This window comes from Psychrobacter muriicola 2pS, from assembly GCF_904846535.1.
Taxonomy (GTDB): domain Bacteria; phylum Pseudomonadota; class Gammaproteobacteria; order Pseudomonadales; family Moraxellaceae; genus Psychrobacter; species Psychrobacter aquimaris.
This window is the reverse complement of sequence record NZ_CAJHBC010000006.1, coordinates 81903-108286: the sequence shown is the minus strand read 5'-3', so window position 1 is coordinate 108286 and position 26384 is coordinate 81903. Positions and strand designations below refer to the sequence as shown.

The 26384-nt window shown below is 41.9% G+C and carries 22 protein-coding genes and 2 tRNA genes; 7 read left to right on the top strand and 17 right to left on the bottom strand.

Annotated elements, in window-relative coordinates; all coding sequences use genetic code 11:
* Positions 1-120 precede the first annotated feature (120 nt).
* The 3 genes from JMX93_RS10385 to JMX93_RS10375 all read right to left on the bottom strand — a co-directional run bounded on the left by JMX93_RS10385 (position 121) and on the right by JMX93_RS10375 (position 3352).
* Positions 121-1125 carry an NADP-dependent oxidoreductase gene (locus JMX93_RS10385; protein WP_499204651.1) on the bottom strand — a complete coding sequence of 335 codons (1005 nt, stop codon included), beginning with the start codon at positions 1123-1125 and terminating at the stop codon, positions 121-123.
* 86 nt (positions 1126-1211) lie between these two features.
* Complete coding sequence (locus JMX93_RS10380; RefSeq protein ID WP_193012620.1) at positions 1212-1970, bottom strand: endonuclease/exonuclease/phosphatase family protein; 759 nt, start codon at positions 1968-1970, stop codon at positions 1212-1214.
* 269 nt (positions 1971-2239) lie between these two features.
* Positions 2240-3352 (bottom strand): AOC03_06830 family ribosome hibernation factor, encoded by a 1113-nt coding sequence (locus JMX93_RS10375; RefSeq protein WP_193012619.1) that lies wholly within the window; start codon positions 3350-3352, stop codon positions 2240-2242.
* Between the two features lie 455 nt (positions 3353-3807).
* Between JMX93_RS10375 and JMX93_RS10370 the strand changes: the two genes are divergently transcribed.
* The 4 genes from JMX93_RS10370 to JMX93_RS10355 all read left to right on the top strand — a co-directional run bounded on the left by JMX93_RS10370 (position 3808) and on the right by JMX93_RS10355 (position 7521).
* Positions 3808-6027, top strand: coding sequence for a M3 family metallopeptidase (locus JMX93_RS10370; protein ID WP_499204650.1), 2220 nt, complete (start codon positions 3808-3810; stop codon positions 6025-6027).
* The gene (locus JMX93_RS10365; RefSeq protein WP_198332740.1) at positions 6028-6285 is read left to right on the top strand and encodes a YheV family putative metal-binding protein; all 258 of its coding nucleotides are present in this window, start codon (positions 6028-6030) and stop codon (positions 6283-6285) included.
* 113 nt (positions 6286-6398) lie between these two features.
* Positions 6399-6929 (top strand): hypothetical protein, encoded by a 531-nt coding sequence (locus JMX93_RS10360; RefSeq protein WP_499204649.1) that lies wholly within the window; start codon positions 6399-6401, stop codon positions 6927-6929.
* Between the two features lie 25 nt (positions 6930-6954).
* On the top strand, positions 6955-7521 hold the full coding sequence (locus JMX93_RS10355; protein WP_499204648.1) for a hypothetical protein: 567 nt from the start codon (positions 6955-6957) through the stop codon (positions 7519-7521).
* A gap of 106 nt (positions 7522-7627) precedes the next feature.
* Here JMX93_RS10355 and pnp read toward each other — a convergent pair whose 3' ends face one another.
* From pnp to tpiA, 14 genes are all read right to left on the bottom strand, one after another.
* The gene (gene pnp / locus JMX93_RS10350) at positions 7628-9730 is read right to left on the bottom strand and encodes a polyribonucleotide nucleotidyltransferase (RefSeq protein WP_198332738.1); all 2103 of its coding nucleotides are present in this window, start codon (positions 9728-9730) and stop codon (positions 7628-7630) included.
* A gap of 724 nt (positions 9731-10454) precedes the next feature.
* Positions 10455-10721, bottom strand: coding sequence for a 30S ribosomal protein S15 (gene rpsO / locus JMX93_RS10345; RefSeq protein WP_045443035.1), 267 nt, complete (start codon positions 10719-10721; stop codon positions 10455-10457).
* Between the two features lie 367 nt (positions 10722-11088).
* Positions 11089-11265, bottom strand: coding sequence for a hypothetical protein (locus JMX93_RS10340; protein WP_499204647.1), 177 nt, complete (start codon positions 11263-11265; stop codon positions 11089-11091).
* Between the two features lie 112 nt (positions 11266-11377).
* On the bottom strand, positions 11378-11539 hold the full coding sequence (locus JMX93_RS10335) for a hypothetical protein (protein ID WP_198332736.1): 162 nt from the start codon (positions 11537-11539) through the stop codon (positions 11378-11380).
* 75 nt (positions 11540-11614) lie between these two features.
* Complete coding sequence (locus JMX93_RS10330; protein WP_499204646.1) at positions 11615-12139, bottom strand: type 1 glutamine amidotransferase domain-containing protein; 525 nt, start codon at positions 12137-12139, stop codon at positions 11615-11617.
* A 387-nt stretch (positions 12140-12526) separates the two neighbouring features.
* A complete protein-coding gene (truB, locus tag JMX93_RS10325; protein ID WP_499204645.1) occupies positions 12527-13582 on the bottom strand; it encodes a tRNA pseudouridine(55) synthase TruB in 1056 nt (351 codons plus the stop codon).
* A 9-nt stretch (positions 13583-13591) separates the two neighbouring features.
* Complete coding sequence (locus JMX93_RS10320) at positions 13592-13981, bottom strand: ribosome-binding factor A (protein ID WP_193012610.1); 390 nt, start codon at positions 13979-13981, stop codon at positions 13592-13594.
* 203 nt (positions 13982-14184) lie between these two features.
* Positions 14185-16911 (bottom strand): translation initiation factor IF-2, encoded by a 2727-nt coding sequence (gene infB / locus JMX93_RS10315; RefSeq protein WP_499204644.1) that lies wholly within the window; start codon positions 16909-16911, stop codon positions 14185-14187.
* 151 nt (positions 16912-17062) lie between these two features.
* Entirely contained in the window at positions 17063-18547 is a 1485-nt protein-coding gene (gene nusA / locus JMX93_RS10310) for a transcription termination factor NusA (protein WP_193012608.1), read from the bottom strand.
* Positions 18548-18706: 159 nt separating this feature from the next.
* On the bottom strand, positions 18707-19207 hold the full coding sequence (gene rimP, locus JMX93_RS10305) for a ribosome maturation factor RimP (RefSeq protein ID WP_193012607.1): 501 nt from the start codon (positions 19205-19207) through the stop codon (positions 18707-18709).
* 446 nt (positions 19208-19653) lie between these two features.
* A tRNA-Met gene (locus JMX93_RS10300) sits at positions 19654-19730 on the bottom strand.
* A gap of 125 nt (positions 19731-19855) precedes the next feature.
* Positions 19856-19939, bottom strand: a tRNA-Leu gene (locus JMX93_RS10295).
* A gap of 142 nt (positions 19940-20081) precedes the next feature.
* Positions 20082-20390, bottom strand: a complete 309-nt coding sequence (gene secG, locus JMX93_RS10290) for a preprotein translocase subunit SecG (RefSeq protein WP_021814138.1) — start codon at positions 20388-20390, stop codon at positions 20082-20084.
* 213 nt (positions 20391-20603) lie between these two features.
* Positions 20604-21416 (bottom strand): triose-phosphate isomerase, encoded by an 813-nt coding sequence (tpiA, locus tag JMX93_RS10285; protein WP_499204643.1) that lies wholly within the window; start codon positions 21414-21416, stop codon positions 20604-20606.
* Positions 21417-22054: 638 nt separating this feature from the next.
* Between tpiA and pilB the strand changes: the two genes are divergently transcribed.
* The 3 genes from pilB to JMX93_RS10270 all read left to right on the top strand — a co-directional run bounded on the left by pilB (position 22055) and on the right by JMX93_RS10270 (position 26295).
* Entirely contained in the window at positions 22055-23764 is a 1710-nt protein-coding gene (pilB, locus tag JMX93_RS10280) for a type IV-A pilus assembly ATPase PilB (RefSeq protein WP_443510555.1), read from the top strand.
* A gap of 379 nt (positions 23765-24143) precedes the next feature.
* Positions 24144-25367 carry a type II secretion system F family protein gene (locus JMX93_RS10275; protein WP_045443014.1) on the top strand — a complete coding sequence of 408 codons (1224 nt, stop codon included), beginning with the start codon at positions 24144-24146 and terminating at the stop codon, positions 25365-25367.
* Between the two features lie 25 nt (positions 25368-25392).
* Positions 25393-26295 carry a prepilin peptidase gene (locus tag JMX93_RS10270; protein ID WP_499204642.1) on the top strand — a complete coding sequence of 301 codons (903 nt, stop codon included), beginning with the start codon at positions 25393-25395 and terminating at the stop codon, positions 26293-26295.
* Positions 26296-26384: the final 89 nt, after the last annotated feature.

The window sequence follows — 26384 nt, the reverse complement described above, 5'->3', positions numbered from 1 at the left end:
CAAACAAGGAAAATAGCGCAGATAATATCAGGATACTAACCAGTTAGTTGACGTCGTTTGGCAAGATTCAACCATTTTTAGCCCACTTAGTTGCTTTTGTTCAGATTGAGGGTATATGCCCTAGCTCACTTTTAAAACAATCTTGCCAAAAGCAGCGCCTTTTTGTAGCTCATGATGAGCAGCGACCACTTCAGACAAGGGATATGTTTGCTGAATACGTAGCATTAGCTTGCCATCTGCAACGAGCTGTAAAACTCGCGCCATATCTTCACCACTACGCTGCGCTTTATAACCCGCTACCTTTAACTGCTTCTGGCTACCCGCTTCTTTGAGTTTATCCACCCAAATCGTTGGTAATACATTGACGCGACCACCAGATTTGAGCACGCTAAGCGCCCGTACCCCTGCTTCATTACCGACCAAATCCAGTAGCACATCTGCCTGTAACTCAGGAAATTTATCATCTTTGGTATAATCAATCCAACCTGTAAGCTGATTGGTATCTATTATTTCATCAAGTTTGGCATATTTTTCTGGCGAGCAAATAACGGTCACCTTGATATTATTTTTAGCCACTTTATCCATGAGTAGCTGAATTAATAAGTGACCCACGCCGCCTGCTGGCGCATTTACTACCACATGCTCACCATCTTGAATATCTGCAAACTCTACAAACTGTAGCGCCGTCTGTCCGATACAAGGTAGCGCACCTGCTTGCTGTAACGTGACAGACTCCGGTACTTTTGCCAGCATTTCAGCATCGACTGCTACATACTCTGCATAACAGCCGCCATGAAAAGTCAGGGCAGCGACCTGTGTACCGATAGTAAATTGCTCACTACGACTATCGACCACAGTACCTGCCATATCGAAGCCCAAAATTGCAGGCTCATTTTTATCAAACTTGTCTTTTTGAATGGCCTCAGCGCCCCAGCCCTTGCCTTGACGCGTTTTGTAATCGACAGGATTGATACCAGCATAAGCGATTTTGACCAATACCTGATTGTCTGTTAACACAGGAATAGCCACATCATCTTGATAGCTCATTACTTCAGGTTCGCCAAACTCACGTATGAGTACGGCGTGTTGCGTCGTTGGTAGCGGGTTTTGAGAAAGAGTAGACATCGTTATATATCCTTATAAGCATCTATTGCTTTGTTTTTGCATGCAATTTTATTTTTAGTGAATAGCTTAACTTATTTAATAATCGTTTATAAATGTGCCAATTCCGCACTAAGTGGCAAATGATCAGACAGTGTCGACCATGGTTTGCCAGTATGTACCCAAGCATCCTTCACCCTTAGATTACGCACGTAGATACGATCTAAGCTAAGCACAGGAAGCTTGGCTGGGAAAGTTGGCAGCAGTTTGCCATGACAGTGCTTGAAAGCTTCGGTCATACCCAAGCTGGTGGCAAGCTTGTCACAAGACATCTTTTTCCAGTCATTAAAATCTCCTGCCAAAATCAGTGGTTGATCATGTGCAATCTCATTGCGGACATAGCTAGCAATGGCTTCATACTGCTTAATTCGATCACGCTCAAACAAATTTAGGTGCGCACACAATACGACGACTGGTACATCCCATCCTACTGGTTGTACTTCGCAGTGCAAAACGCCGCGCTGCTCAAGCTTATTAACGGTGATATTGACGTTATGCTTGGGATCCAATGGAAAACGGCTCAATACCGCATTGCCATGATGACCGTTCTCATACTCTGAATTTTTACCATAGCTATTTTGCAGCTGTAAATACTCACCAAACCATTCATGTTGTGATTGGTCAGGGTATTCGTTGTACTGCATATTACGCTTAAGATTCTGACCTTGCACTTCTTGTAGACACAGTACATCGGAGCCAATGATATCAAGCGCTTGGGCGATACCTTGTATTTTAACTTGGCGATTCATCGGCGACATGCCTTTATGAATGTTATAGCTGGTTAGCACAAAAGAGGTTGTGGTAGTCATAGAATTAGTCATAAACTCAGTATGGATAGAGTAAAGGTTAAAAGCGATGGCTATTGGACAAGATTATGTCGTCCAAAAACACACCATGCTTCTCATTTTATCTTTCATAATTATTAATAGTTCTAAGAAAGTTGTTATAAGCAAAATCTTATAATACAAATTATCAATATAAAAAAGAGCATTGGCTCTTATCGAACCAATGCTCTTATATTATACCTATCTGCCATCAATGGCGAACTTGCAAGTAAGCGCCATCGATAAAGACGAGACTAGTAGCGAGTGACTAGAGCTATCGGCTGATCTTCGCCCATGATATCTTGTGGCATAAAGACCACCTCACCACCATTGTGAATGACATGCTCAATGATTTCGCCAATGGCATCATCGGTGACACCTTCTGAAGCCGCATCATCTGCGAGACTCAAAGTCTGTGCCTTTTCATCAATTTTGGCCGATTGTATATAACCACGACGGACATAAAGCGTCTCGCCTGCACCTTGGAAGGCACTGCGGTAGACTTCTTGTAGATCTGTTTGCAACATATTGGCACCGCGTGCTTTATCAATCTCACCCATGGCGGCTTGATGAAGTGATGTACGATAGCCTTCCACCGCTTCTTGCACACTATTGATAATATGCTGAGCACTACCATCTTCTAGATTGGTCGCATTTGACACTGTGGCAATGATGTTGTCTGGACGGTCACAAACTTCTTTATAGTAGCCAATATTTTTGGCATCGCCAACCACGACGAGAGGCATTTTATGCTCACCCCACAGCTCTTGTACGCTTTTATCCACTTGGTTAAAAAACTCTTTTAGATAGCTGCTTTCATTATTAGATGAGCGATCTGAGCCACCGTCGCCTGTCGTATACAAACCGTTGTTTTCAATAGGAAATGGAATATTCTCCATGTTCTTTTGTAGGTCATCGTCTTTATCGAACTCTCTCACCACACGATCATTAGACGCTTCAATCAAGCGAGCATTATCACGAGTGAGCACCAATGTGTAATAATGCACCGCACTTGCCATATCACGCACCAAATCTCGAGTCGCAAAACGATGTGAAATTACCACACGCTCCGTGGTGTCAATCGGCATACGGATGACTTGCACATCGTCGGTACTGGCAAAAATAGCCAAGGTATCAAGATTCAAGTTGTGATTTAGCTCTTTGGTTTTATCATGAATCTTATCGAGTATGGTAGTCGCTGTACGCTTATCGTATTCGTTGGTTAAGCGTTCTTCAGCCACTTTTAATTGGTTCTTCAGGGCAATGGGATCTTGATCATTAGCAGGATGCTCGCGATGAGTTTTAACAAAGATACTAACCGCAGGATTGGCTTTGGTTTCACGTAAACTTTTGAGAGTCGCTTTCATTTATTGCTCCTTGTTTTATTATCATTTACTTTTAACGTTGTAATTTTTGCTATGAGTCAACTAATTAACAGTGTTTGCTATCAGTAATGCTTGAGCTTTCTATTCCATTGCCTTGATGCTAGCAGTCAAACCTCACTCGATGTAGGGTTAATTTGCAAGCAAATGATAGCGCTTTGTAAGTAGAACACTCTGTATTGTTCTAAAAGACTGACTGATCCCCTTTAAACCCCTTGAATATCCACTATCTTCTCGATTCACTTTCTTTATAGTCAATGATTAGGTTGCATTTTCGTCAAACGAACCCATCTTTTATATAGCTTATCAATAAGACAGCAAAAAAGAAAAATAATAGAAAGCTACTGACGTTCTAGATATTACGGCAAGCCAATCTCTTATACAAAACGACGTTTACTCAATAATAACTCATTCACTACGATCAGATATCGGATACTTTTATGAAAACCCTTCCTGCAGATTTACGCCTTGTCGATTTTGACAACGTTTCGCCAAGTACATTACAAAGCCATGTCATCAGTGCAATCGATGCAGCCAATACATTTTTAGATGAGATGAGCGCAGATACTGACAGCCATAACAGCCCGACTGATATCAGTGCTGAGCAAGCACTGGCCGATGTGATGACTTTTGATCATATTAATCTGGCATTGGATCGCAGTTGGGGTATTTTATCGCACCTCAATAGTGTCATGAGCAATGACGACATTCGTCATGTCCATCATGAACTGCTACCTAAATTATCTGCTTATGGCACACGAGTGGGACAGCATCAGCCATTATTTAATCGCTATCAAACCATCGTCAATGACACAGCATTTTTTGCTGTGCTTGAGCCTGCACGAGCGCGGGCTATTGAGCTTGCGCTACGCAGTTTTGAGCTGTCAGGCGTCGCATTACCAAAAGATGAACAAGAAAAATTTGCGGCTATTCAAAGTCAGCTTTCCACCTTATCAGCGACCTTTTCAGACAACGTATTGGATGCCACCCAAGCCTATGCCTTACCGCTGCAGCAAGAGCAATTGGCAGGTCTAACCGAAAGTGGATTAGCGCTACTCGCAGATGCTGGCGAACAGTATAAAGCCCGCGAGCTTGCCAACGATACGCTTACGCAAGTAGAAATCGATGCGTTACCAAGTCCTTATTACGTAGCAAGCTTAAATATCCCTGTTTATCTTGCCATCATGACCCATGCGGATGACCGCAAACTGCGCGAGACCCTATATCACGCTTATGTCACGCGTGCTTCTGAGTTTGATTCGCATACCAATGCCAAAGGTGAGTCGCTAAACAACGCCGATATCATGAGTCAAATCCTGCAATTACGTGAGCAAAAAGCCAAGCTATTAGGTTTTGACAATTATGCAGAAGTCTCTCTATCGACGAAAATGGCAGATAGTGTGGCAGAAGTAGAAACCTTTTTACGGGATTTGGCCAAGCAAGCAACCCCAGCGGCCAAGCAAGACTTAGCTCAGTTGCAAAAGTATGCGCAGGATTATGGTATTGATGAGTTACAGGCGTGGGACAGTGCTTATATCGCCGAAAAAGTAAAACAAAGCGAGTTCAGCTTATCGCAAGAAGAAATCCGCCCGTACTTTCCCTTACCAAAAGTGATTAGCGGATTATTTGCCATCGTTGAGCGTCTGTACGGTATCAAAGTCCAAGAGCAAAGTGAATCCGTATCACGCTGGCACAACGATGTCAGCTTTTATCAGTTGTTTGATGCTGATGATAACTTGCTTGGTGGCTTTTACTTTGACTTATTTGCTCGTAGTGGTAAGCGTGGCGGCGCTTGGATGAGTGGTTTTCAATCACGTTATACTTACGATGAACAAAATCATCAGCAGCTACCGGTATGCTTTATGGTGGGTAACTTCACCCCTGCCCTCGATGGTAAACCAAGCTTATTGACGCACGATGAAGTGTTGACTCTATTCCATGAATTTGGTCATGGCCTACATCATTTATTAACCCAAGTGACGATCGGTGATGTCGCTGGTGTCAATGGCGTTGAGTGGGATGCGGTCGAGTTGCCCAGTCAATTTATGGAAAACTGGGCATGGGATGCCGAAGGTATTGCGCTGATTAGTAGTCATGTCGAAACGGGTGAGCCATTACCAAAAGACAAACTTGAAGCATTATTGGCGGTGAAGAACTTCCAAAGCGGCATGCAAACCCTACGTCAAATTGAGTTCGCACTGTTTGACTTATTGATTCATGCGCACACGCCAGCACTTAATTATGACGGTATCTTAGCCACGCTAAATACCGTTCGAGACGACATTGCTATTATGCAGACACCTGACTACAACCGTTTTGCCAACGGCTTTAGTCATATCTTTGCCGGTGGCTATGCGGCAGGTTATTACTCGTATAAATGGGCAGAGTTGTTATCAGCAGATGCCTTTAGCAAGTTTGAAGAAGAGGGTATTTTTAATCCAGTCACTGGTAAAGCCTTCCGTGAGACTATCCTATCAGTCGGTGGTAGTTTCCCTGCCAAGACCAACTTTGAGAATTTCCGTGGTCGCAGTGCCAGCATTGATGCGTTACTACGTCATAGCGGCTTTGATAATGTTAAAAATGTCGATGCCGTCAGTTCTCAAACTAGTGTTCAAGCGAACGTACAATCCCATGCCCAAACGACGCGCGAGGTTATCTAAATGCGCTATCAATCATCAACTGCCAAACGTCGGTTTTTAGCAGGGGTACGTTGCCCAAAATGTCAGGCGCTAGATGCAGTGGTACAAGTAAACATCGTCACACCAACACCCGATGAGTATATCGAATGTACTCAATGTGGACATACAGAACATCGTCCTGATCCTGATGCAATCAGTGCCAAAAACCATGCTGAAGACCAAATTGCTCGTGATGCTATGGCTACTGGTACCAGCGGTACAGTAAAATTCAAACATTAAATCTTAAGCGTCAAGTCTTAATAGCTACCGGCCTATCTAGCAATAGATAGGCTTTTTATTTTGAGTTTGCTATAGTATGGCTACTTATATTTCTAACATAAATCGACTATAGTATGAAAAGCCAAAAAATGCGTCCTCTATCAACCGAATCATTGGAAAAAAAGCCTAGCAAATCACGCCAGAAATGGTGGCCAATTATTGTCTTAGCGGTGTTATTGATTGGTTACTTAATATGGAAAAACAATTCGTATGACGCGAATACCGCGCCTATCGAAAGTACGCCAGCAACTACCGAACAAGATAGCGTTACTCAGTTAGATGCTACGCCCTTAGATAATAGTGACAATACTTCAGACAATAGTAGTTTAACGTTAAATACTGATGAGACAATCACAGTTAATCAGACGCCTGATGCCGAAGCGATCTTAAATGCAGCTTTGCCAGAAACAGATAGTCTTGCCAAAGAAGAAATTGATCGCTTAGAAGACGAGCGTAAGCGCTTAGCCGAACAAGAAAAACTGGCTGCTGAACAACTGACGATGAATAAGCAATTGACTGATATGAAAGCAGAGCAAATCGCCCTACTTGAACAACAAATAGCACAATTAGAAGCGAAGGGTGCTGTTACTACAACAGTAGAATAAATATATCGTTTTTATGGAGGGGCTGATGATGGCAAATATACAACTAACCCATGCCTCTATTTTAAATAGCAGTGCGCAGCTGCTTATTTTGCCTATCAATAATTCTGGCATCTTATTAGATCCCGTTCTCACCAGAGCTAAGACCTTATTTGCTGATAATTATCAACGTTATTATCGGGCATGCCGCGATGGCAGTCTGAGTGTTGGCAGCTGCTTACTCCATAAACGCGTGCTTGAGCAAGCCGGTTTAAGTATCAGCAGTAATGGCAATCAACCCAGTTATATCGCCAACCTTGTTGTATCAAATCATCCTTACCACCCCACAAGATCACAGTGGTTAATTGCCGCGTTGAATGATTTATCTGAGCAGCTTATCCCACTTATCCGTTATCAAGGTATCCGTAGAGTCTCCTTACTCGCACGCCCACTTGTTTATGATAATTCACAAGATGATGCAACAGATGTACCTAACTCAAAAAACCTAATGCCTTTAGATTGGTATGCTGATACGCTTCCATTACTAACCAAATCTTTGCAAGACTTGCCGAAAATTCGTATCGATATTCATCTTCCTAAAGACATCAATATATAAACCAATCGCTTATTTCGACTTTTTTTAGTGCATAAAAAAACCGCCTTAAGCACTCATAACGAGAGACTTAAAGCGGTTTTTAGATTTTGACTAGATTAGATATCGATTAGTTTTGCTCGATACCTTTCATCGTCAATTTAATACGACCACGGTTATCGACGTCTTGGACGAAGACTTTAACGATCTGACCTTCTTTTAGGTAGTCAGAAACATTCTCTACGCGCTCTTCTGCGATTTGTGAGATATGAACCAAGCCATCTGTGTTCGGTAAAACGTTAACAAATGCTCCGAAGTCAACGATACGAGCGACGGTGCCTTCATAAGTTTTGCCCACTTCAACTTCTGCAGTCAATGCTTCGATTCTACCAATAGCTGCTTTAGTTGCGGCTTTGTTTTCACCAAAGATACGAATCGTGCCGCCATCATCGATATCGATAACTGCGCCAGTCTCTTCCGTTAGCTGACGAATCATCGCGCCGCCTTTACCGATTACGTCACGGATTTTGTCCGGATTGATTTCGATGACAGCATAGTTTGGTGCATGGGCGTTGATTTCAGTACGGCTTTCTGGCAATACTTTGTTCATCGCGTCCAAAATATGGATACGACCGGCATGGGCTTGCTTAAGCGCTTGCTCCATGATGTCAGGCGTAATACCTTCGATTTTGATATCCATTTGAAGCGCAGTAATACCGTCTTTAGAACCAGCGACTTTAAAGTCCATATCGCCAAGATGATCTTCATCACCCAAGATATCTGACAAGACAGCGAAGCGCTCGCCTTCTTTAACAAGACCCATGGCGATACCAGCAACTGGTGCTTTTAGTGGAACACCAGCATCCATCAATGCCAAACTTGCACCGCAAACAGACGCCATAGAAGATGAACCATTTGATTCAGTGATTTCTGATACTACACGGATGACATACGGGAAGCGTTCGCTATCTGGCAGCATCGCTTGTACACCGCGGCGTGCTAAACGGCCATGACCGATTTCACGACGTTTTGGAATACCTTCGCGGCCCGTCTCACCAACTGAGAAATGCGGGAAGTTGTAATGCAGCATGAAATGGTCACGAATCGTGCCACCTAGCGAGTCAATCATGTTGACGTCACGGCTATTACCAAGCGTGGTCGTAACCAACGCTTGCGTTTCACCACGTGTGAACAATGCTGAACCATGCGTGTATGGCAATACACCAACTTGTACGTCAAGCGCACGAACAGTTTCAAGATCACGACCATCAATACGCGGCTTACCTGACAAGATATTGTCACGAACGGTACGATATTTAAGATCGTTATAAATTTCTTTTAGCTCAGATACCGTGTCAGCATAAGTTTCTGACTCTGCATCACCAGCAAGCGCATCGATAATTGCTTGTTTAATCTCATCAAGCTTAGTGTAGCGTGCTTGCTTATCAGTAATCGTATAAGCATCAGCCACTTGCTCACCAAACTGCTCTTTCATACTGCTTGTAAGCGCTTGATCACGCTCAGGAGCAGTATACTGCTGCTTAGCAGTACCGATTTCTTCTGCCATTGAGGCAATGTTATCAATAACGATTTGCTGTTGCTGATGACCGTATAATACCGCGCCTAGCATTTGATCTTCTGAAAGCTCTGCCGCTTCAGACTCAACCATTAGTACCGCAGACTTAGTACCAGCCACAACCAAGTCAAGGTCGCTCTCTTTAAGCTGCTCAATCGTTGGGTTCAGTACGTATTCGCCATTGATAAAGCCAACACGGGCAGCTGCGACTGGACCATTGAATGGCGCATCAGAAATCGCCAATGCCGCTGACGCACCAATTAGTGCAGCGATATCTGCAGACTGAGTCTTATCTGATGAAACAACCGTCGCAGTAATTTGAATTTCGTTGACATAACCTTCAGGGAATAGCGGACGAATCGGACGGTCAATCAAGCGTGAGGTTAGGGTTTCAAATTCGCTTGCACGACCTTCACGTTTGCCATAGGCACCTGGGATTTTACCAGCAGCATACATTTTTTCTTGATAGTTGACCGTTAGCGGAAAGAAGTTTTGACCTTCTTTAGCCTCTGATTTTACAACTGCTGCGACGAGTACGGTCACGCCACCCATGTGTACTAAGATCGAGTTTGCTTGACGGGCAATACGGCCTGTCTCGATCACAACCTGTTGGTTGCCATACTGAAATTCACGCTTAATGGTGTTAAACATTGTCATATAATCTTCCTAATGTTGACTGACGAAAGTAATATCAGCGTTATAAAAAGCTGATATTTTTCATTAAAATTCTTTGTATATGACTACTAATTGACATTCTTTCTCTCAGAAATCATCTCAACTAGTGCCAATAACATTACCTGGTTATTCCATATGTCTGTCGGTGCTAGACATCGTACTATTGTGTGTATTTGGTTGTTCAATTTTGGCTTTACTATAAATACTATCAAAAAGACCTTAAGTCAAAAGACTTCGGTACTAAAAACCATACAGGCTATTTTTCTGCGCTTTTGAGAGTCGGATATTAGCGCAGCTAGCTATTCTATAAGCTAAGAAACAGGTATTTTATAAATAGTCACCATATATGCAATAGATATATTATCAAACTCACAAGGCATTATTTTACAGTGATTTATACCCATTGACCAATTAATTGCAGAACAGAGCAATTATCGATAAAAAACACTTAGCTCTAATAATACTGTTTTTACGAAAACTTCTATTACCTACTTTGAATTGGTCTTGATAACCAATGCTACCCAAAATCAATCTTGAAAATGAATAAGCATAAAAAAACGGCGTGAAACTATTCCACACCGTTTTTAGAAAAATCTATTTTATCGATAACAACAAGCAAATTCCAAGTGGTTTAGCAAAAGTTCTAAAATAGCACCATATAATGGCGTCTTTGGTTTTGACACCCACTCGTACTATTGTCGTTAGATTAACGACGTAGACCTAACTGGCTGATAAGGGTGGTGTAACGACCAAGATCTTTACCTTTTAGGTAATCAAGCAATTTACGACGCGTATTAACCATACGGATAAGACCGCGACGGCTATGATGGTCAGCTTTATGAGCTTTAAAGTGGTTCTGCAAATCGTTGATACGAGCACTCAACAAAGCTACTTGAACTTCTGGAGAACCAGTGTCATTTTCGCCACGTTGGTATTGAGCAATGATTTGTTCGCGATCAGTATTAGTTAGCATAAATATCTCCGGCAATGCTAAAAGCTTTAAGACATTCTCGAATTTGAGTAAGATCTAAAGCAGTAGAATAGTAAATAAAATAGCCTGCACGTCATTCAGGACAACCCTGCATTACTAGAGTTGACCTAGTGTACGACAAGCTAATTAGTTATAACGACCATTTAGAGTAAGAGGCGATGAGAGAGCACTTAATATAACTACCCGTTTTGGACAGCCTATGAAACACAATATTTTATCTCAACCTAATTTAAATGTGATGGTGATTATAACAAAAAACTGCTGAACTAGCAGCAGTTTTTCATAATACTTGTAAAGTCAGATGTGCTTGTTAGAGTTAGAGCACTCCACAATAAGTAATAAGATTTGCTTATTGCTTTACGTCATCTTCCGTCGCGTTACCGCCTAGTTCATCCTCTTCAAGCGGTGCAGCTGTGGTAACTTCTGCTAAACTATCAGGAGTATCGTGCTCACTAGGGTTAATGTCTTCTGCAAGATTTTCAATCTTTTTTTCTTGCTCATCCATGTTATCCGATGACTTACTCATATTAGCTCCTGAATTATTATTTTTTAACTAGCTGCTTTTATACTTTTGAATATTGAACTGCAAATATAAAATATATCAGTGTCACTCAACTATGAGTGACACTTTAAATACTCTACTTGTCTTCTTTAGCACTTTCTAGATTGTCCGCAATACGATCTGCTGCAGCTTCACTATCTTCGGTATGGTTATTCTCAGTTTGGCTTTCAAGAGCTGCAGTTGCTGATTCAGAACGTTGTTGCTCAAGCTTGGTATCGTTTGGATTAGAGTTTGACATAGTATTTTCCTCAGTTACGGTTGTGAATGGTTAAAAAATATGAATACTTAATTATTAATTAAATGAATAGATAACTTAAGATAATGCCTTATCAATAGCATCAACGAAATTGCTGATATCATCTGGATTACGTGAGGTAATCAAATTACCATCTACCTGTACTGTTTGATCTACAAATTTTGCACCAGCGTTTTCTAAGTCTGTTTGGAGCGTATGATAGGCAGTAAGCGTTTTACCTTTAGCGATGCCTGTGTTAATAAGCGCCCAAGGTGCATGGCAGATAACAGCTAGTGGCTTGCCTGCATCATTGATGGCATTGATAATACTATGTGCTTCTTTATTGCCACGAATTGTATCCGCATTGACAGTACCACCTGGTAATACCAGTGCATCGTAATCAGAAACGATTGCGTCTTTTGCAAAGATATCAGCAATAAAGGTATCGCCTTTGTTGACATCCTGTTCCATCGCCTGAACGTTTTTGTCTTTATGAGTAGTGATGAGAACGGTTTTATAACCCTTATCTTTCAATTGGTTATTGACGTCTTCGTACTCTGCTTGTTCAAAATAATTATGCAGTAAAAAAGCAATGGTTTTCATGATATTCCTTTTTTCGTTATGAGTGATTTTCTTTCAGTTGTTTTATTATTGATACTTTTTATGCTTTATTTTTATGAGTCGTTCTTATTATCGGCCGTATAGTCTTCCTCTGACCCATTTTGTTCCTATTAAAAGACTTCCTTTCGAACCCAATCTTTATTTTTTATATATGACTTTTTATCTTCTTATTTTTTTTATGTTCTTATTCTTAGCGTCTTAGTTCGATTTATTTTTCTATCCAGACTTCCTATCTGGTAGATCTAAAGTACAAAAAAAACAGGTTTCACCATAGGTGAAACCTGCAATAAAATGTGAGGATATGTGATTAGTGTAAACTATTAGTAAGCTAAATCGTGTTTAAACGAGGGTTATATAAGAACTGTAACACTAACGCTGAATTAATTTTTTAGGCTGCAATCGACCATTAAGACTCACAGCACCCAATCCGAGAAATTGACCTTGCTGATTTATCAAACGAATATCAACTGGGATCTCATGGATCAATGGTTGTTGTTCATCGTCACTACTAAAAATATCACTATCTAGTTGGGTATCATTGTTTTCTGACACAGAAGACTGATGACTGATGCTAGTTGAAATATAGTCGCGCAGACTATCTGTCAACTGCTCAAATACATTTAAACGTTGACCCATATGTATACGCTCACACTGCTCAACCGTCAACGTCATCTCAGCTTCAATATTGATGCAAGCATCTACTGGCATCAATTGCTCTTGTCTGTTATCGAACGCTAATGCTTCTAAGTCTGCCAAAGTAATCGCATCATTAATTTTAAAATCACCAACCTGCGTACGGCGTAATGCGGTCAAATGCCCTAATGTACCCATCGCTTTGGCGATGTCTTCACCAAGTACACGCACATAAGTACCTTTAGTACAGGTCACTGTCAATTGGATTTGCTCATGATCAAGCGCTTTTAAATCAATGGCCTTGATTACAATATCTCTAGGCGCTCGCTCTACTTCAATACCAGCACGAGCATATTCATAGAGTTTTTTGCCATCTTTTTTTAGCGCAGAATACATCGGCGGTATTTGCTGCTGAACACCTGAGAATTGCTGAGCAACTTGCTCTAACAGCATATCATCAAATTTTGGAATGGGTGATTGTGCAACGATTTGACCGTCTGCATCACCGGTGTCAGTCTGACTACCAAGCAAAATAGTTGCTTGATAAGATTTATCTGCATCTAGCTGATAATGGCTAAATTTCGTCGCCTCACCCATACAAATTGGCAATAAACCGGTTGCCATTGGATCAAGTGTCCCTGTGTGCCCCGCTTTTTTACTGTCATGCTTTGGTGACTTAAAAAGATACTTCACCTTTGATACGACTTGCTGTGAAGTCATGCCTTTGGGTTTATCAACTAAGATAACGCCAGAAACTTTTATTTTATCAGTTTGCTTTGATGCTGTAGACATAGTGATAGCTTACTCGTCATTCTCATTTTGTTCAGTCTTGGTGACGGCTTGATTAATCAGATCCATCATATAGTTACCACGAGCAGTCACTTCATCATAATGAAAACGCAGGCGCGGTGTGGTACGCGTTTTGAGGCTGTGGCTCAATTCAGTACGCAAAAAGCCCGCAGCTTTATTAAGTACTTTGATGCTTTCTTCATGATTGGTCTTGGTCATGGAATCGTTAAGCTCAGGCTCCATGATAGTGACATAGACGTCAGCATATCCTAGGTCAGGACTAACCTTGACACTAGAAATAGTGACAAAACCAGTCAAACGAGGATCGTTGACTGCATCACGAATGAGGACAGCAAGCTCACGCTGAATTTGGTCGGCTAAGCGTTGTAGACGTTGGTTCATGTTGTTACCTTACTTTAATATGGCTTATTTTTATTGATTAATACATTGGCTGATTAACAAATTTTAGGACTGATATTTGGTAAAAAAGGCCTAGCAGGATGTACCTGTTAGGCCTAAGTACAGCTAGATATTAAGAAGATACTAATCTGCTCAGCTGATTAAGCATATTGCATGATTAGATATCCTACTATCGAACTGTAACGTTAGATAGTACGTGCAAACTCTTGGATTTCAAAGACTTCAATCTTGTCGCCAGCTTCGACATCATAGCCTCGTACCGCTAGGCCACATTCCATACCAGTACGTACTTCATTAACGTCTTCTTTATAACGACGCAATGATTGCAATTGACCAGTAAAGATAACTTGGTCATCACGTAATACGCGGATAGGTTTATTGCGATAGATTGTACCTTCAACCACCATACAACCAGCAGCAGCACCGAACTTACTAGAACGGAACACTTCACGAACGTCTGCAACACCAAGGATTTTCTCACGATGTTCTGGTGCAAGCATGCCACTCATTGCTGACTTCACATCATCAATCAAACCATAGATAACGCTGTAATAACGGATATCCATGTTGGCGGCGTCTGCTTTGCGACGTGCGGTCGCATCAGCACGAACGTTGAAACCTAACAATACCGCTTCGCTAGACTCTGCAAGTGTCACATCAGACTCAGAGATAGGACCGACGCCTGAGCTAATTACTCTAACTTTAACTTCATCAGTTGATAGCTCATTCAATGCAGAAAGTAGCGCTTCAAGCGAACCACGAACATCGGTTTTCAATACGATATTCAAGAATGACACATCGCCTTGTTCCATCTGATCAAACATGCTTTCTAAACGCATGGCATTCTGGCGTTCAAGTTGACGCTCACGCTCACGGTTACTTCTAAATTCTGCAACTTCGCGAGCTTTTTTCTCGTCGGTTAAGACTAAGAACTCACTACCAGCTGCTGGGGTTTCAGGCAAGCCTAAAATTTCTACAGGGATAGAAGGACCGGCTGATTGAATACGCTGACCATGTTCATCGGTCATCGCACGAACTTTACCGTAATGCTCGCCTGCCAAGACCAAGTCGCCTTGCTTCAATGTGCCTTTTTTAACCAAGACACTAACAACTGGACCGCGCCCTTTTTCAAGTCTTGACTCAATAACCACACCTTGAGCAGCACCATCTAACGGCGCTTCTAGCTCCATTAGTTCAGCTTGTAGGCTAATAAGCTCTAGTAAGTTGTCGATACCTTCGCCTGTTTTGGCTGAGATGCGAGCCATCGGGGTATCGCCGCCCCACTCTTCTGAAACGACTTCTTTAGCAGTCAATTCATTAAGGACTCGATCTGGATCAGCGCTTGGCTTATCCATTTTGTTGATTGCAACGATAATTGGCGTACCAGCAGCACGGGCATGATCGATGGCTTCTGCTGTTTGTGGCATCATACCATCATCAGCGGCAACAACTAGCACAACGATATCTGTCGCCTGTGCACCGCGTGAACGCATGGCACTAAAGGCCGCGTGACCTGGAGTATCAAGGAAGGTAATCACACCACGATCGGTTTTAACATGATAAGCACCGATATGCTGGGTAATACCGCCTGCTTCACCAGTGGCTACTTTCGTTTCACGAATCTTATCGAGTAGAGATGTCTTACCATGGTCAACGTGACCCATGATTGTGACGACTGGCGGACGAGTTTGCACGTTACTGCTACGCTCATCAACTGCATATTGCAGATCGTCTTCAACTTTAGTATCACTGACTGGTACTGGATTGTGACCCATCTCTTCAACAAGTAAACTTGCTGTCGCTTGATCAATTGTATCTGACTCACGAGCCATCTCGCCCATTTTCATAAGCAATTTGGTGACTTCACGAGCTTTAACTGCCATACGTTGAGCAAGATCTGCGACTGTGATTTGTTCGCTAATCTCAACATCGTAAACAATTTTTTCAACAGGTTTTTCAAATTTATGCTGTGAGGCTTGCGTTGAACGCAAACCATTTTTACGGTTTTTGATCTCACGCTCGTCTTGATTTTTACGACGGCCACGACCACGGGCACTAGTACTACTGGTGCCACGCTTGATTTCACGACGTTCTTTTTCAAACGATTCTTCTAAAGCATCGCCGACCAAACCTTCTGCTAATGGTTCGTCTTTACGAACTTCAGAGGCTGGCTGATCTGTATATTTTCCAGCCATTTTACGCATTTGCTCAAGCGTACGTTTTTGTGCTTCTTCAGCTTGGGTGCGGCGTGTTTCTGTTTCGATTTCGCGTAAACGAGCTTCTTCTTTCTCACGCACTTCGCGAGCTTTACGCTCAGCTGCTGTCTCAACTTTTGGTTTCGTTGCAGCTACTTTTTTCTTCGGTTGGTCTTTTGGCTTAACTTCTACCGCCGCTTTACCACCCTTTTTCACAACCACTGAGGTTGATATGTCATCATTCTTATCATTTGACTTTTTGCTAGAGCCTAAGCTTGCACGCATCGCAGCCAAGGTCGCTGCTTGACGTTCTTCAGATTTTTTCTTAGTAGCAGCACGCTCTTCAGCATCTTTAGCAGCACGTTCTTGCGACTCAATCATCGCTTGCTCACGTGCAGCCAACTCTTCAGCCATTTTTTCTGGATCAGGCTTTTCGAATACTTTCTTTTTACGCACTTCCACATTGACGCTCTTAGATTTACCTGAAGAGCCGGTCACGCGCGCGGTGCTAGTCGTCTTAGATTTGAGACTAATACGACGCTTTTCTTGCTGACCATGACTTTGCTTTAAATACGTCACCAACTTCTCTTGCTCAAGCTCGGAGACTAGGTCATCCTCTGCACGAGCAGGCAGTCCAGCATCTACCAATTGCTGTTGTACAGCACTTGCGGTTTTGCCTACCATATCTGCCAGTTCTTTGACGGTCTTATCTGCCATTTATTATCACCTACTGTCTATTATTTGCTATATGTTCAATTCAGTTGTTGGCTACAAATGATTGGGTTAAGGCTGATATTTGTATTGATTTCATACCAGCACTTTATTATCGATAGCATATCACTAAAAGACAGCGATATGCAGTTACCGCTTATTCATTGAACCAAGATTCCCGAGCTTTCATGATGAGTTTTCCTGCGGTTTCAGAGTCTAAACCTTCGATATCTTCGAGATCGAAGACTGCTTGTTCTGCCAAGTCATCAACGGTAATAATGTCTTTTTGTGCCATTTTATAGGCCCAGTTGACTGTCATACCTTCAAGCTCTTGTAGCTCTTGACTTGGCTCTTTCATGTTCTGTTGTTTGACCAGTTCGTCAGCGATGACGACTTCTTTTGCACGCTCTTGAATCATCTCAATCGCTTCGTCGTCTAGACCTTCGATATCATAAAAGGTTTCAACGGGTACATAAGCCACTTCTTCAATACTGGTAAAGCCAATATCGACAAGTGCTTGGGCTAAGTCTTTATCCACTTCTAAGCGTTCATAGAATAATTCGATAAAGGCTTTCGATTCGTTTTGCTGACGCTGCTGATACTCTTCTTCTAGCATCATATTAAGCTTATAGCCCGTTAGCTCAGATGCTAAACGTACGTTTTGACCTTGTGAACCGATCGCACGCGCCAACTGATCATTGGTGCTAAAGATTATATCAGCAGTTTGCGTATCTTCATCTAATATAATGCTGCTAACATCGGCTGGCTCTAAAGCACTGATAATAAATTGTGCTGGATCATCTGACCACACGACCACATCAATACGTTCGCCATCAAGCTCCTGCTGTACGGCTTGGATACGCGTACCACGCATACCAATACAAGCGCCAACTGGATCGATACGATGATCATTGGTCTTCACTGCTATTTTAGCACGAGTACCTGGCAAGCGCGCGACGTTGCGGATTTCAATAATTTGTTCAGCAATCTCAGGCACTTCTTTTTGCATCAATGCTGAAAGCATTTCAGGATGAGTACGAGAGAGCAACAACTGCGCACCACGGTTTTCACGGTTTACATGATACAAAATGGCATTGATGCGTGATTTTGCACGTAGTTGCTCACGTGGCAGCATTTGATCACGTGACAAATAACCTTCAGCATTGTCGCCTAGGTCAATGATATAACCATCACGCGTCTGCTTCTTGACTTCGCCATACATCATTTCACCAATACGTGGCTCGAAAGCGTCTGCAACAAGTGCACGCTCAGCTTCACGGATTTTTTGTATGATAACTTGCTTGGCTTGTGTCGCAGCAATACGACCAAACTCAATTGATTCAATCTGTTCTTCTTTGACATCGCCGATTGACCATTCTTCTGGATCAAGATCGCTGATGGCTAGCTGACAAGCAGGCATTTCATGGTCTTCATCTGCAACCACTGTCCAGTAACGATAAGTATCATAATCGCCCGTTGTACGGTCGATAGCAACCCGTACCGCCACTTCTGGCTGTTCGGTATATACTTTTTTCTTGGTCGATACCACCAAAGCATCTTCTATCGCTTCAAAGATATCTTCAGGATTTAAGCCCTTTTCATTACTGACAGTTTCTACTACCGTTAAGATTTCACGACTCATGCTATACCTGTCCTATCATTTTTTAATTGACTTAAATTTTATAATTTGTGTATTGCTATTATATTTTCACCGTAAGCTATATAAGCTGTTTGGATATTAAAATGCTGGTGGATGATTTGTTACTTCAAGTAGTCAAATCAACCCAAGCTGTACCGAAGCTTACGCATCTTCATAAATCAAATTGGCTTTATCAATATTACTTAATGCAATCTCAAACTGCTCGCCATCACTGGATGTAAGATTTAAGACATTTGCATCAATACTATCTAAAGTGCCTGTCGCTTTACGGCGTTTTTTATCACCTTCGCCAATGGCTTGTATCAAACGCAAGCTGACGGTTTGACCAACATAGGCATGCATCTGCTCATCTGAGAAGAATGCGCGGTCGAAACCTGGTGAAGAGACTTCTAAGATAAACTCACCAGCAATCGGGTCATGTACTTCAAGGATACCACTCACTTGGTGGTTCACCGCAGCACAGTTTTCAATCGTTACTTGTTTATTTTGGGCCTGCTCTTCTGGCAATGCCTCAATATAAATACGTAACAAAGAGCGATTACCTTGTGGTGCAAATTCGATACCCCATAGTGCCACATCGCAAGCAGCGACGGCAGGGGCAATAATATTAGTCAGTTCTGTAACTTTGGTTGAAAGCTTCATAATCTATTTATCTTTTCCTATTCACATATCTATCGTACTTAGTAAACCGCTTGCTTGTCGCTCACTCATGGTATGTATTTATTGGTAAGAGACACGGTCATTATATTATCTTAAATCACAAACATATTATTTTATATGATATGCGTTTATATAGGGATGAGCATAAAAAACATCAAGCTCAGCCAAACAATGCTTTTATTGTTCATAAAGCAGTACTATCGATAAAAGAGTGAGGAATAAAAGATAGTGTGCTTAAGAATCAGCGCGCCGGTAGCGGCAGGTGACAACCAGTAACGAATAATATCGCACTCTATAGAACTAGAGCTTAGCATAAGTAGGATAGATACCGCGATAACACTGACCATCAGATACAAAAAAACCCACAAGCATAATGGTGGGCTAATTGTTACTGACAAATTTAGTGTACAAAACATCAGTATAAAAAGTGGTAGCGGGGGCTGGATTTGAACCAACGACCTTCGGGTTATGAGCCCGACGAGCTACCAGACTGCTCCACCCCGCATCAATCTAGAACGCACATTATAGGGAGGTTTTATAGAAGTGTCAACGTTTATTTTAAAATAAATCTAAATAAACCAATTGACCACTAAAAAACAGAACCTTACGCTGTGCTAGCGTAATAAAACTTGGTGCGATTGGGGGGACTTGAACCCCCACAGCTTGCGCCACCACCCCCTCAAGATGGCGTGTCTACCATTCCACCACAATCGCATTGTACTACTCTGTTCCTTTACATCCAATCTATGATAAATGATGCTTAAGGTAGGCATCTATAGAGTAGGAGTTGCGAAAACAGAAACGCATTGTAAATCTAACGTGCCAAAATAGCAAGCACTGCCTGTTTAAAAGACATTTACTCAGGATTCTGTGTCAATGGACGCGGCGTTTGCGGTGCCGAAACTGGCGCATCTAAACGAAACTGATCTTCAGCCTGCTTACGAGCATGAACAGCAAGCGTCATACTGGTGATGAAAAATATGACTGTTAATACCGCAGTCGCACGCGTCAAAAAGTTGGCAGTCCCTGCGGCACCAAATACCGTACCTGACGAGCCAGCACCAAAAGAAGCTCCAGCATCTGCCCCTTTACCATGCTGTATCAAGATCAAGCCGATCATGGCAATCGCCACGATAATGTGCAGGGCTAATATAAACGTAAACATGGTGGCCTCTTTTGCCGCGTAATGACGACTGATAACGGAAAATAAATCTTACGGTTAATAGTGATAGCAATTGACGGGTAATACCGCTAAATCGATTATATAAATAAGGCGCATTGTACACGATTGCAAGGGTACTGTTAAACCTACTTTTGCCAACTGATAAAGACATTTATAATCGAGACCGCCATGGAATGAGCGTTTTGTCTCTATCTACTAGCCTTTAGCTTGACTAAAGGCATTGGCAATTGCCAAAAAACTCTCTACCTTTAATGAAGCCCCGCCAACCAATGCACCATCAATCATAGAATCTGCGGCAAAGCTATCGGCATTGTCCGCATTGACACTACCACCATATAGCACACTCATTACCTTTAGTGACTCAGCAAAGCCTGTGACCGTTTGCTTAATATGCTGATGCGTTTGACTGACTTCGCTCACGGTTGGGACTTTGCCAGTACCAATCGCCCACACTGGCTCATAAGCGATGATTAAACGCTCTGACAAACTTACTATAAGTTCTGGTTGCTGAGCCAATAGATCTTTAACAACCAATAACTGAGCATCGATTACTTCAATGGTTTGCTTAGCATCATACTGAGCTTGGGTTTCACCAATACAAAATACCACGCCCAAACCTTGTGTGAGTGCGTGAATCATTTTTTGCAATAACGTATCGTGAGACTCGTTATGATACTGGCGACGCTCCGAATGACCCAGTATCGTCCAAGTTGCCCCAGCGTCTGCTATTTGCTGCGCTGAGCAATCACCTGTATAAGCACCAACACTGGCACTGTGCGCACTGACATCTTGCGCTGCACTCAATATCGAACTACCGGCTAAATACGCACTGACAGCTGCCAGATGAATACAGCTTGGTGCCACCATCAACTGGCAGCGACTATTTGACGGTTCTGTATCGGCTTGCTCTTTAGTATCAATCGTAGTCAACAAATCATTCAACAGCAAGTCGACGTCGTGACTCGTTGCTGGATTTTGTTTCCAATTACCAATTACCCAAGCTTGCATACTCATCTACCTTGTCTCATGTATTCTTGCCAATTTGGCTAATATGCGCGCCAGTATAACAAATAATTTCCAAGTGCTATAGTATGCTGCCGCCAACAGAAAAATAGACGGTCAATGCGAATATTTGCTAAGGCGTGTCCTCATTTTAAAAATGGTGATAAAAATGAGATAAATTGCCGTCAAACAAGGAAAGTAGCGCAAATAATATCGAGCTATTGATAAGCTATTTGAGGATGTTTGGCAAAATTTAGCCATTTTTAGCCCATTTAAAAGATATTCGATGGAATTGAGGACACGCCCTAGACATTGTCTCAAGCTATCATTTTTTCAGGTCAAACATTCAATCGTCTATATAAAATCTTTAAACTAAAGTAATGTTTTATAGTATTGTATCTATATATAACAGAACATTATCAATAATCTAACGACCAAGCTAATGATGACCTACACTATTAAAACGCTTTCTCTGCTAGATCTTTTGCAAGGGCATATCTAAATTGCCTGTTATTAATGATAGCTCAAAGGCTAACAATGACTTATAGCAGGTATCTGTTGAAAATTATAATAGTAAGTGGCTCTCAGAAGTATATGGGTTTCAGACAAATATATAGAATACTGGGTATTAAGGAGAAATCGTAATGTCTATCACCACGAGTAAATATGGTGGTTTAGCACATCAGCTAATCAGCGAAGGTATCGTCAGCGAAGCGAACATGAAAATCGCGCAGACCGAATCGCAACAGCAACAAGTAGGACTAGTGCCCTACCTAGTCGACAATAAATTGGCCGATGCTTATCATCTTGCGCAGATGTTGTCACAAGCTTTTGGCGATCCTCTTTTCGACCTTGATGCCTTACATGTCGATGTCACTCCAAAAGACTTAGTGGATGAAAAAATCGTTCGTAAATTTAATGCGTTGCCACTATTCAAACGAGGACAGCGTTTATTCGTCGCGTTGAGTGATCCAACTCGTGTGGATGCAATCGACGCTATTGCTTTTAATTCACGTCTTTCTATTGAAACTATTGTCGTCGAAGAAGATAAACTAAAAAAGCGTATTGAAAGTCTCTACGCGGATGCTATGCAAAATTTTGATAGCTTCTCTGATAGTGATTTAAATGTTGGCTTTGACGATGACGAAGAAGATGAAGGCGAGACCAAGCTAACTGACAGTATCGAGGAAGCACCCGTTGTAAAATTTGTCAATAAAATGCTGGTTGATGCCATTCGTATGGGTGCTTCTGACTTGCATTTTGAACCCTATGAAAAAACTTATCGCGTTCGGTTTCGTGTCGATGGTGTAATGCAAAAAATGGCCAATCCACCTGTACAGCTGGCTGGGAAAATTGCAGCCCGTTTAAAAGTAATGTCGCAGATGGATATTTCAGAGCGCCGTGTGCCACAGGATGGACGTATCAAGCTTAAAATATCTAAAGATAAAGCCATCGACTTTCGAGTAAGCTGTCTGCCTACGCTATTTGGTGAAAAACTTGTCCTTCGTATTTTGGATCCCTCTTCAGCGATGTTGGGTATCGAAGCGCTCGGCTATGAGCCTGACCAGAAAGAGATGTTTTTAGAGGCACTACATAAACCGCAAGGTATGTTGCTCATTACAGGGCCAACTGGCTCTGGTAAGACTGTATCACTTTATACTGGTATTAATATTTTAAATACTGGCGCGACCAACATATCCACTGCCGAAGATCCAGTCGAAATTAACTTAGAGGGGATCAATCAAGTAAACGTCAACCCAAAAGTGGGTCTGACTTTCGCGAATTCCCTCAAATCTTTTTTACGCCAAGATCCTGATATTGTCATGGTTGGTGAGATTCGTGACCTTGAAACCGCTGAAATTGCGATTAAAGCAGCGCAAACTGGACACATGGTGCTCTCAACCCTACATACCAACTCAGCACCTGAAACGTTGACGCGTCTACGCAATATGGGTGTGGCCTCTTTTAATATTGCAACTTCCGTAAATCTGGTCATTGCCCAGCGGTTGGCACGCCGTTTATGTAAAAACTGTAAAAAGCCTATCAACATTCCACGTCAAAGCCTGCTTGAGCTTGGCTTTAACGATGCTGACTTGGATAATCCAGACAATACTATTTATGAACCAGTAGGCTGTAACGAATGTCGCGAAGGCTACAAGGGCCGTGTGGGTATCTATGAGGTTATGAAAGTCAGTCCTGATATTTCCCGTATCATCATGGAAGATGGCAACGCTATAGATATTAAAGATGCGGCACTAAAAAATGGCTTTAGAGACTTACGTCGCTCTGGCATTTTAAAGGTATTACAAGGCGTAACCAGTATTCAAGAGATGATGCGGGTCACTTCCGAGTAAGGATGTTTGCTGTGTATAAGTTAAATACGAACAAAAATAGGTACTGCTGGTTGCTAAAGAGGAACGTTTGAAGCGACTAAACCAACTACTTTTTAATCTTGAATCATCTAAAAAGCAGTCTTTGTCAGTGCGATGATCAAAAGGTAGTCGAAAGTTCTAAATTATCCTTATATAAGTAATGCTATCATTTATATGGTGGACGTTAATAGTATTAACTTTTATAAAGCAGCAATAATGTCTACCAGATATACTTAAATATAAAACAGAGTTATACTGGTTTTTTACGTTGAAATAAAGTATGCCACTTTTATGTAATAAGTCAGGCATCGTTGTATATCTTTGCAATATCTATATCAGACAATATTTTGAGGGTAGTAACATGGCAAAAGCGAAGACCGACATGCTGTTAGACTTTGTCTATGATGGGGTGAATCGACGCGGACAAAAAGTAAAAGGAGAGACCACCAGCCGTAGTTTAGAGTTGGCAAAAGCGACCTTACGCAAACAAGGTATCAGCGTCAAAGGCATTAAGAAAAAACCAAAGCCACTTTACACTTTCAAGAAATCTATCAAACCTATTGATATTGCTATTTTCTCTCGGCAAATGGCGACCATGATGAAAGCGGGCGTACCATTAACCCAATCCTTTGAGATTGTTGCTGATTCACTTGACAATCCCAGTATGAAAGACTTGGTATTACAAATAAAATCTGATATTGAAGCCGGTGGAACTTTTGCTTCGGCATTACGTAAGCACCCACGTTATTTTGACGATCTGTTTTGTTCACTCATCGATTCTGGTGAGCAGTCAGGTGCACTTGAAACCATGCTTGAGCGCGTTGCTACCTATAAAGAAAAAAGTGAGTTACTTAAAGCAAAAATTAAGAAAGCAATGAAGTACCCTATCGCAGTTATCGTCGTTGCTATCATTGTGACTATCATCCTGCTGATTAAAGTAGTACCTGTATTTTCTGGTTTATTTGAGTCTTTTGGTGCAGAGCTGCCTGCTTTTACCCAAATGGTCGTCAATATGTCTGAGTGGATGCAAGCATGGTGGTTTATTTTAATTATTATTATTGGCGGTACTATCATTGGTTTTTCAGAGACCAAAAAAAGGTCTAAAAAATTCCGTGACTTCTTAGACCGTGCGGTTTTAAAAGCACCAATATTTGGCAATATTGCCTATCAAGCTATTATTGCGCGTTTTGCTCGTACACTATCGACTACTTTTGCTGCTGGTGTGCCACTTATTGACGCCCTCGACTCTACAGCTGGTGCCACTAACAATGTCGTATTTTATAATGCCACTCAGCAAATCAAAAATGATGTTTCTACTGGTCAACAATTGCAGTTTTCAATACGCTCAACCAACCTTTTCCCAAGCTTAGCCATTCAAATGGTTGGTATCGGTGAGGAATCTGGTAGTTTGGAAGAGATGCTAGACAAAGTTGCCGTCTATTATGAAAACGAAGTGGATAACGCCGTTGATGGATTGACCAGCCTAATGGAACCTTTAATTATGGCAGTATTAGGCGTATTGATCGGCGGCTTGGTGATTGCCATGTATTTACCGATTTTCCAGATGGGCGCAGTAGTAGGCTAAAAGCTAACTAAAGGACAGCTTGTTCATGCAATTTATAGAGTTATTACAAGACAATATGCCTATCGCTTTAGGCATATTCGGCCTATTAGGTCTTTGTGTTGGCAGTTTTTTAAATGTGGTGATTCACCGTATTCCGCTGATGATGGTTTATAGCTGGCGACAAGAGTGCAGCCAGTTTATGTCAGAACAAACAGACATGCCACGCGAACACACTCTGCCTCTAACAAATATCGTAGCAGCTGACCAGCCGATTACTTTGAGTCGACCGGCGTCACGCTGCCCTCATTGCGCCCACAAAATAAAATGGTATGAAAACATACCGTTAATCAGCTGGTTAATACTAGGTGGCCGTTGCTCAGACTGTAAAGCTGCGATTGGACTGCGTTATCCACTGGTTGAGCTATCAACAGCCCTACTGTCAGTATTAGTCATTTATCAGTTTGGCGTAACTGCAGCTGGCTTGTCAGCACTGATTTTGGTATGGACACTGGTTGCATTAACCGGTATTGATTTTGATACGCAATTATTGCCTGATCGCTTAACTTTCCCATTAGCGGGTTTAGGGTTAGCGGTGAATTCACAAGGCTGGTTTGTCTCACCAACTCAGTCAATTTGGGGCTTATTGCTAGGATTTTTGTCATTGTGGATAGTGGTTAAAATATTTTATCTAATCACTAAAAAACATGGTATGGGGCAAGGAGATTTCAAATTATTGGCGGTATTGGGTGCTTGGCTTGGACCCATGATGTTGCCATTGATTATTTTGTTGTCTTCTCTATTAGGCTCGATCGTTGGCATTATTTTGATGAAGAAACAGGGTGAAAGCAAGCCGTTTGCCTTTGGTCCTTATATCGCTATCGCCGGTATTGTTGCTTTATTATATGGCTCAGATATCGTCAACTGGTATCTCGGCATGTATACTTACTAGATGTATTTTGGTCGCTCCTTTTCAAGCAGACAACAAAATACTTTCTTAGCTTATAACCATCACTGTCATTATATCGAGCAGATAAGTCA

Coding starts and splice junctions, on each gene's coding strand:
- rimP (WP_193012607.1), bottom strand. CDS start 19,207: ATGAAGCTTTCAACCAAAGTTACAGAACTGACTAATATTATTGCCCCT.
- JMX93_RS10365 (WP_198332740.1), top strand. CDS start 6,028: ATGCGCTATCAATCATCAACTGCCAAACGTCGGTTTTTAGCAGGGGTA.
- JMX93_RS10340 (WP_499204647.1), bottom strand. CDS start 11,265: ATGAGTAAGTCATCGGATAACATGGATGAGCAAGAAAAAAAGATTGAA.
- rpsO (WP_045443035.1), bottom strand. CDS start 10,721: ATGCTAACTAATACTGATCGCGAACAAATCATTGCTCAATACCAACGT.
- pilB (WP_443510555.1), top strand. CDS start 22,055: ATGTCTATCACCACGAGTAAATATGGTGGTTTAGCACATCAGCTAATC.
- secG (WP_021814138.1), bottom strand. CDS start 20,390: ATGTTTACGTTTATATTAGCCCTGCACATTATCGTGGCGATTGCCATG.
- nusA (WP_193012608.1), bottom strand. CDS start 18,547: ATGAGTCGTGAAATCTTAACGGTAGTAGAAACTGTCAGTAATGAAAAG.
- JMX93_RS10385 (WP_499204651.1), bottom strand. CDS start 1,125: ATGTCTACTCTTTCTCAAAACCCGCTACCAACGACGCAACACGCCGTA.
- JMX93_RS10320 (WP_193012610.1), bottom strand. CDS start 13,981: ATGAACCAACGTCTACAACGCTTAGCCGACCAAATTCAGCGTGAGCTT.
- JMX93_RS10355 (WP_499204648.1), top strand. CDS start 6,955: ATGATGGCAAATATACAACTAACCCATGCCTCTATTTTAAATAGCAGT.
- JMX93_RS10335 (WP_198332736.1), bottom strand. CDS start 11,539: ATGTCAAACTCTAATCCAAACGATACCAAGCTTGAGCAACAACGTTCT.
- JMX93_RS10275 (WP_045443014.1), top strand. CDS start 24,144: ATGGCAAAAGCGAAGACCGACATGCTGTTAGACTTTGTCTATGATGGG.
- JMX93_RS10270 (WP_499204642.1), top strand. CDS start 25,393: ATGCAATTTATAGAGTTATTACAAGACAATATGCCTATCGCTTTAGGC.
- JMX93_RS10370 (WP_499204650.1), top strand. CDS start 3,808: ATGAAAACCCTTCCTGCAGATTTACGCCTTGTCGATTTTGACAACGTT.
- tpiA (WP_499204643.1), bottom strand. CDS start 21,416: ATGCAAGCTTGGGTAATTGGTAATTGGAAACAAAATCCAGCAACGAGT.
- JMX93_RS10360 (WP_499204649.1), top strand. CDS start 6,399: ATGAAAAGCCAAAAAATGCGTCCTCTATCAACCGAATCATTGGAAAAA.
- JMX93_RS10380 (WP_193012620.1), bottom strand. CDS start 1,970: ATGACTACCACAACCTCTTTTGTGCTAACCAGCTATAACATTCATAAA.
- pnp (WP_198332738.1), bottom strand. CDS start 9,730: ATGACAATGTTTAACACCATTAAGCGTGAATTTCAGTATGGCAACCAA.
- JMX93_RS10375 (WP_193012619.1), bottom strand. CDS start 3,352: ATGAAAGCGACTCTCAAAAGTTTACGTGAAACCAAAGCCAATCCTGCG.
- JMX93_RS10330 (WP_499204646.1), bottom strand. CDS start 12,139: ATGAAAACCATTGCTTTTTTACTGCATAATTATTTTGAACAAGCAGAG.
- truB (WP_499204645.1), bottom strand. CDS start 13,582: ATGTCTACAGCATCAAAGCAAACTGATAAAATAAAAGTTTCTGGCGTT.
- infB (WP_499204644.1), bottom strand. CDS start 16,911: ATGGCAGATAAGACCGTCAAAGAACTGGCAGATATGGTAGGCAAAACC.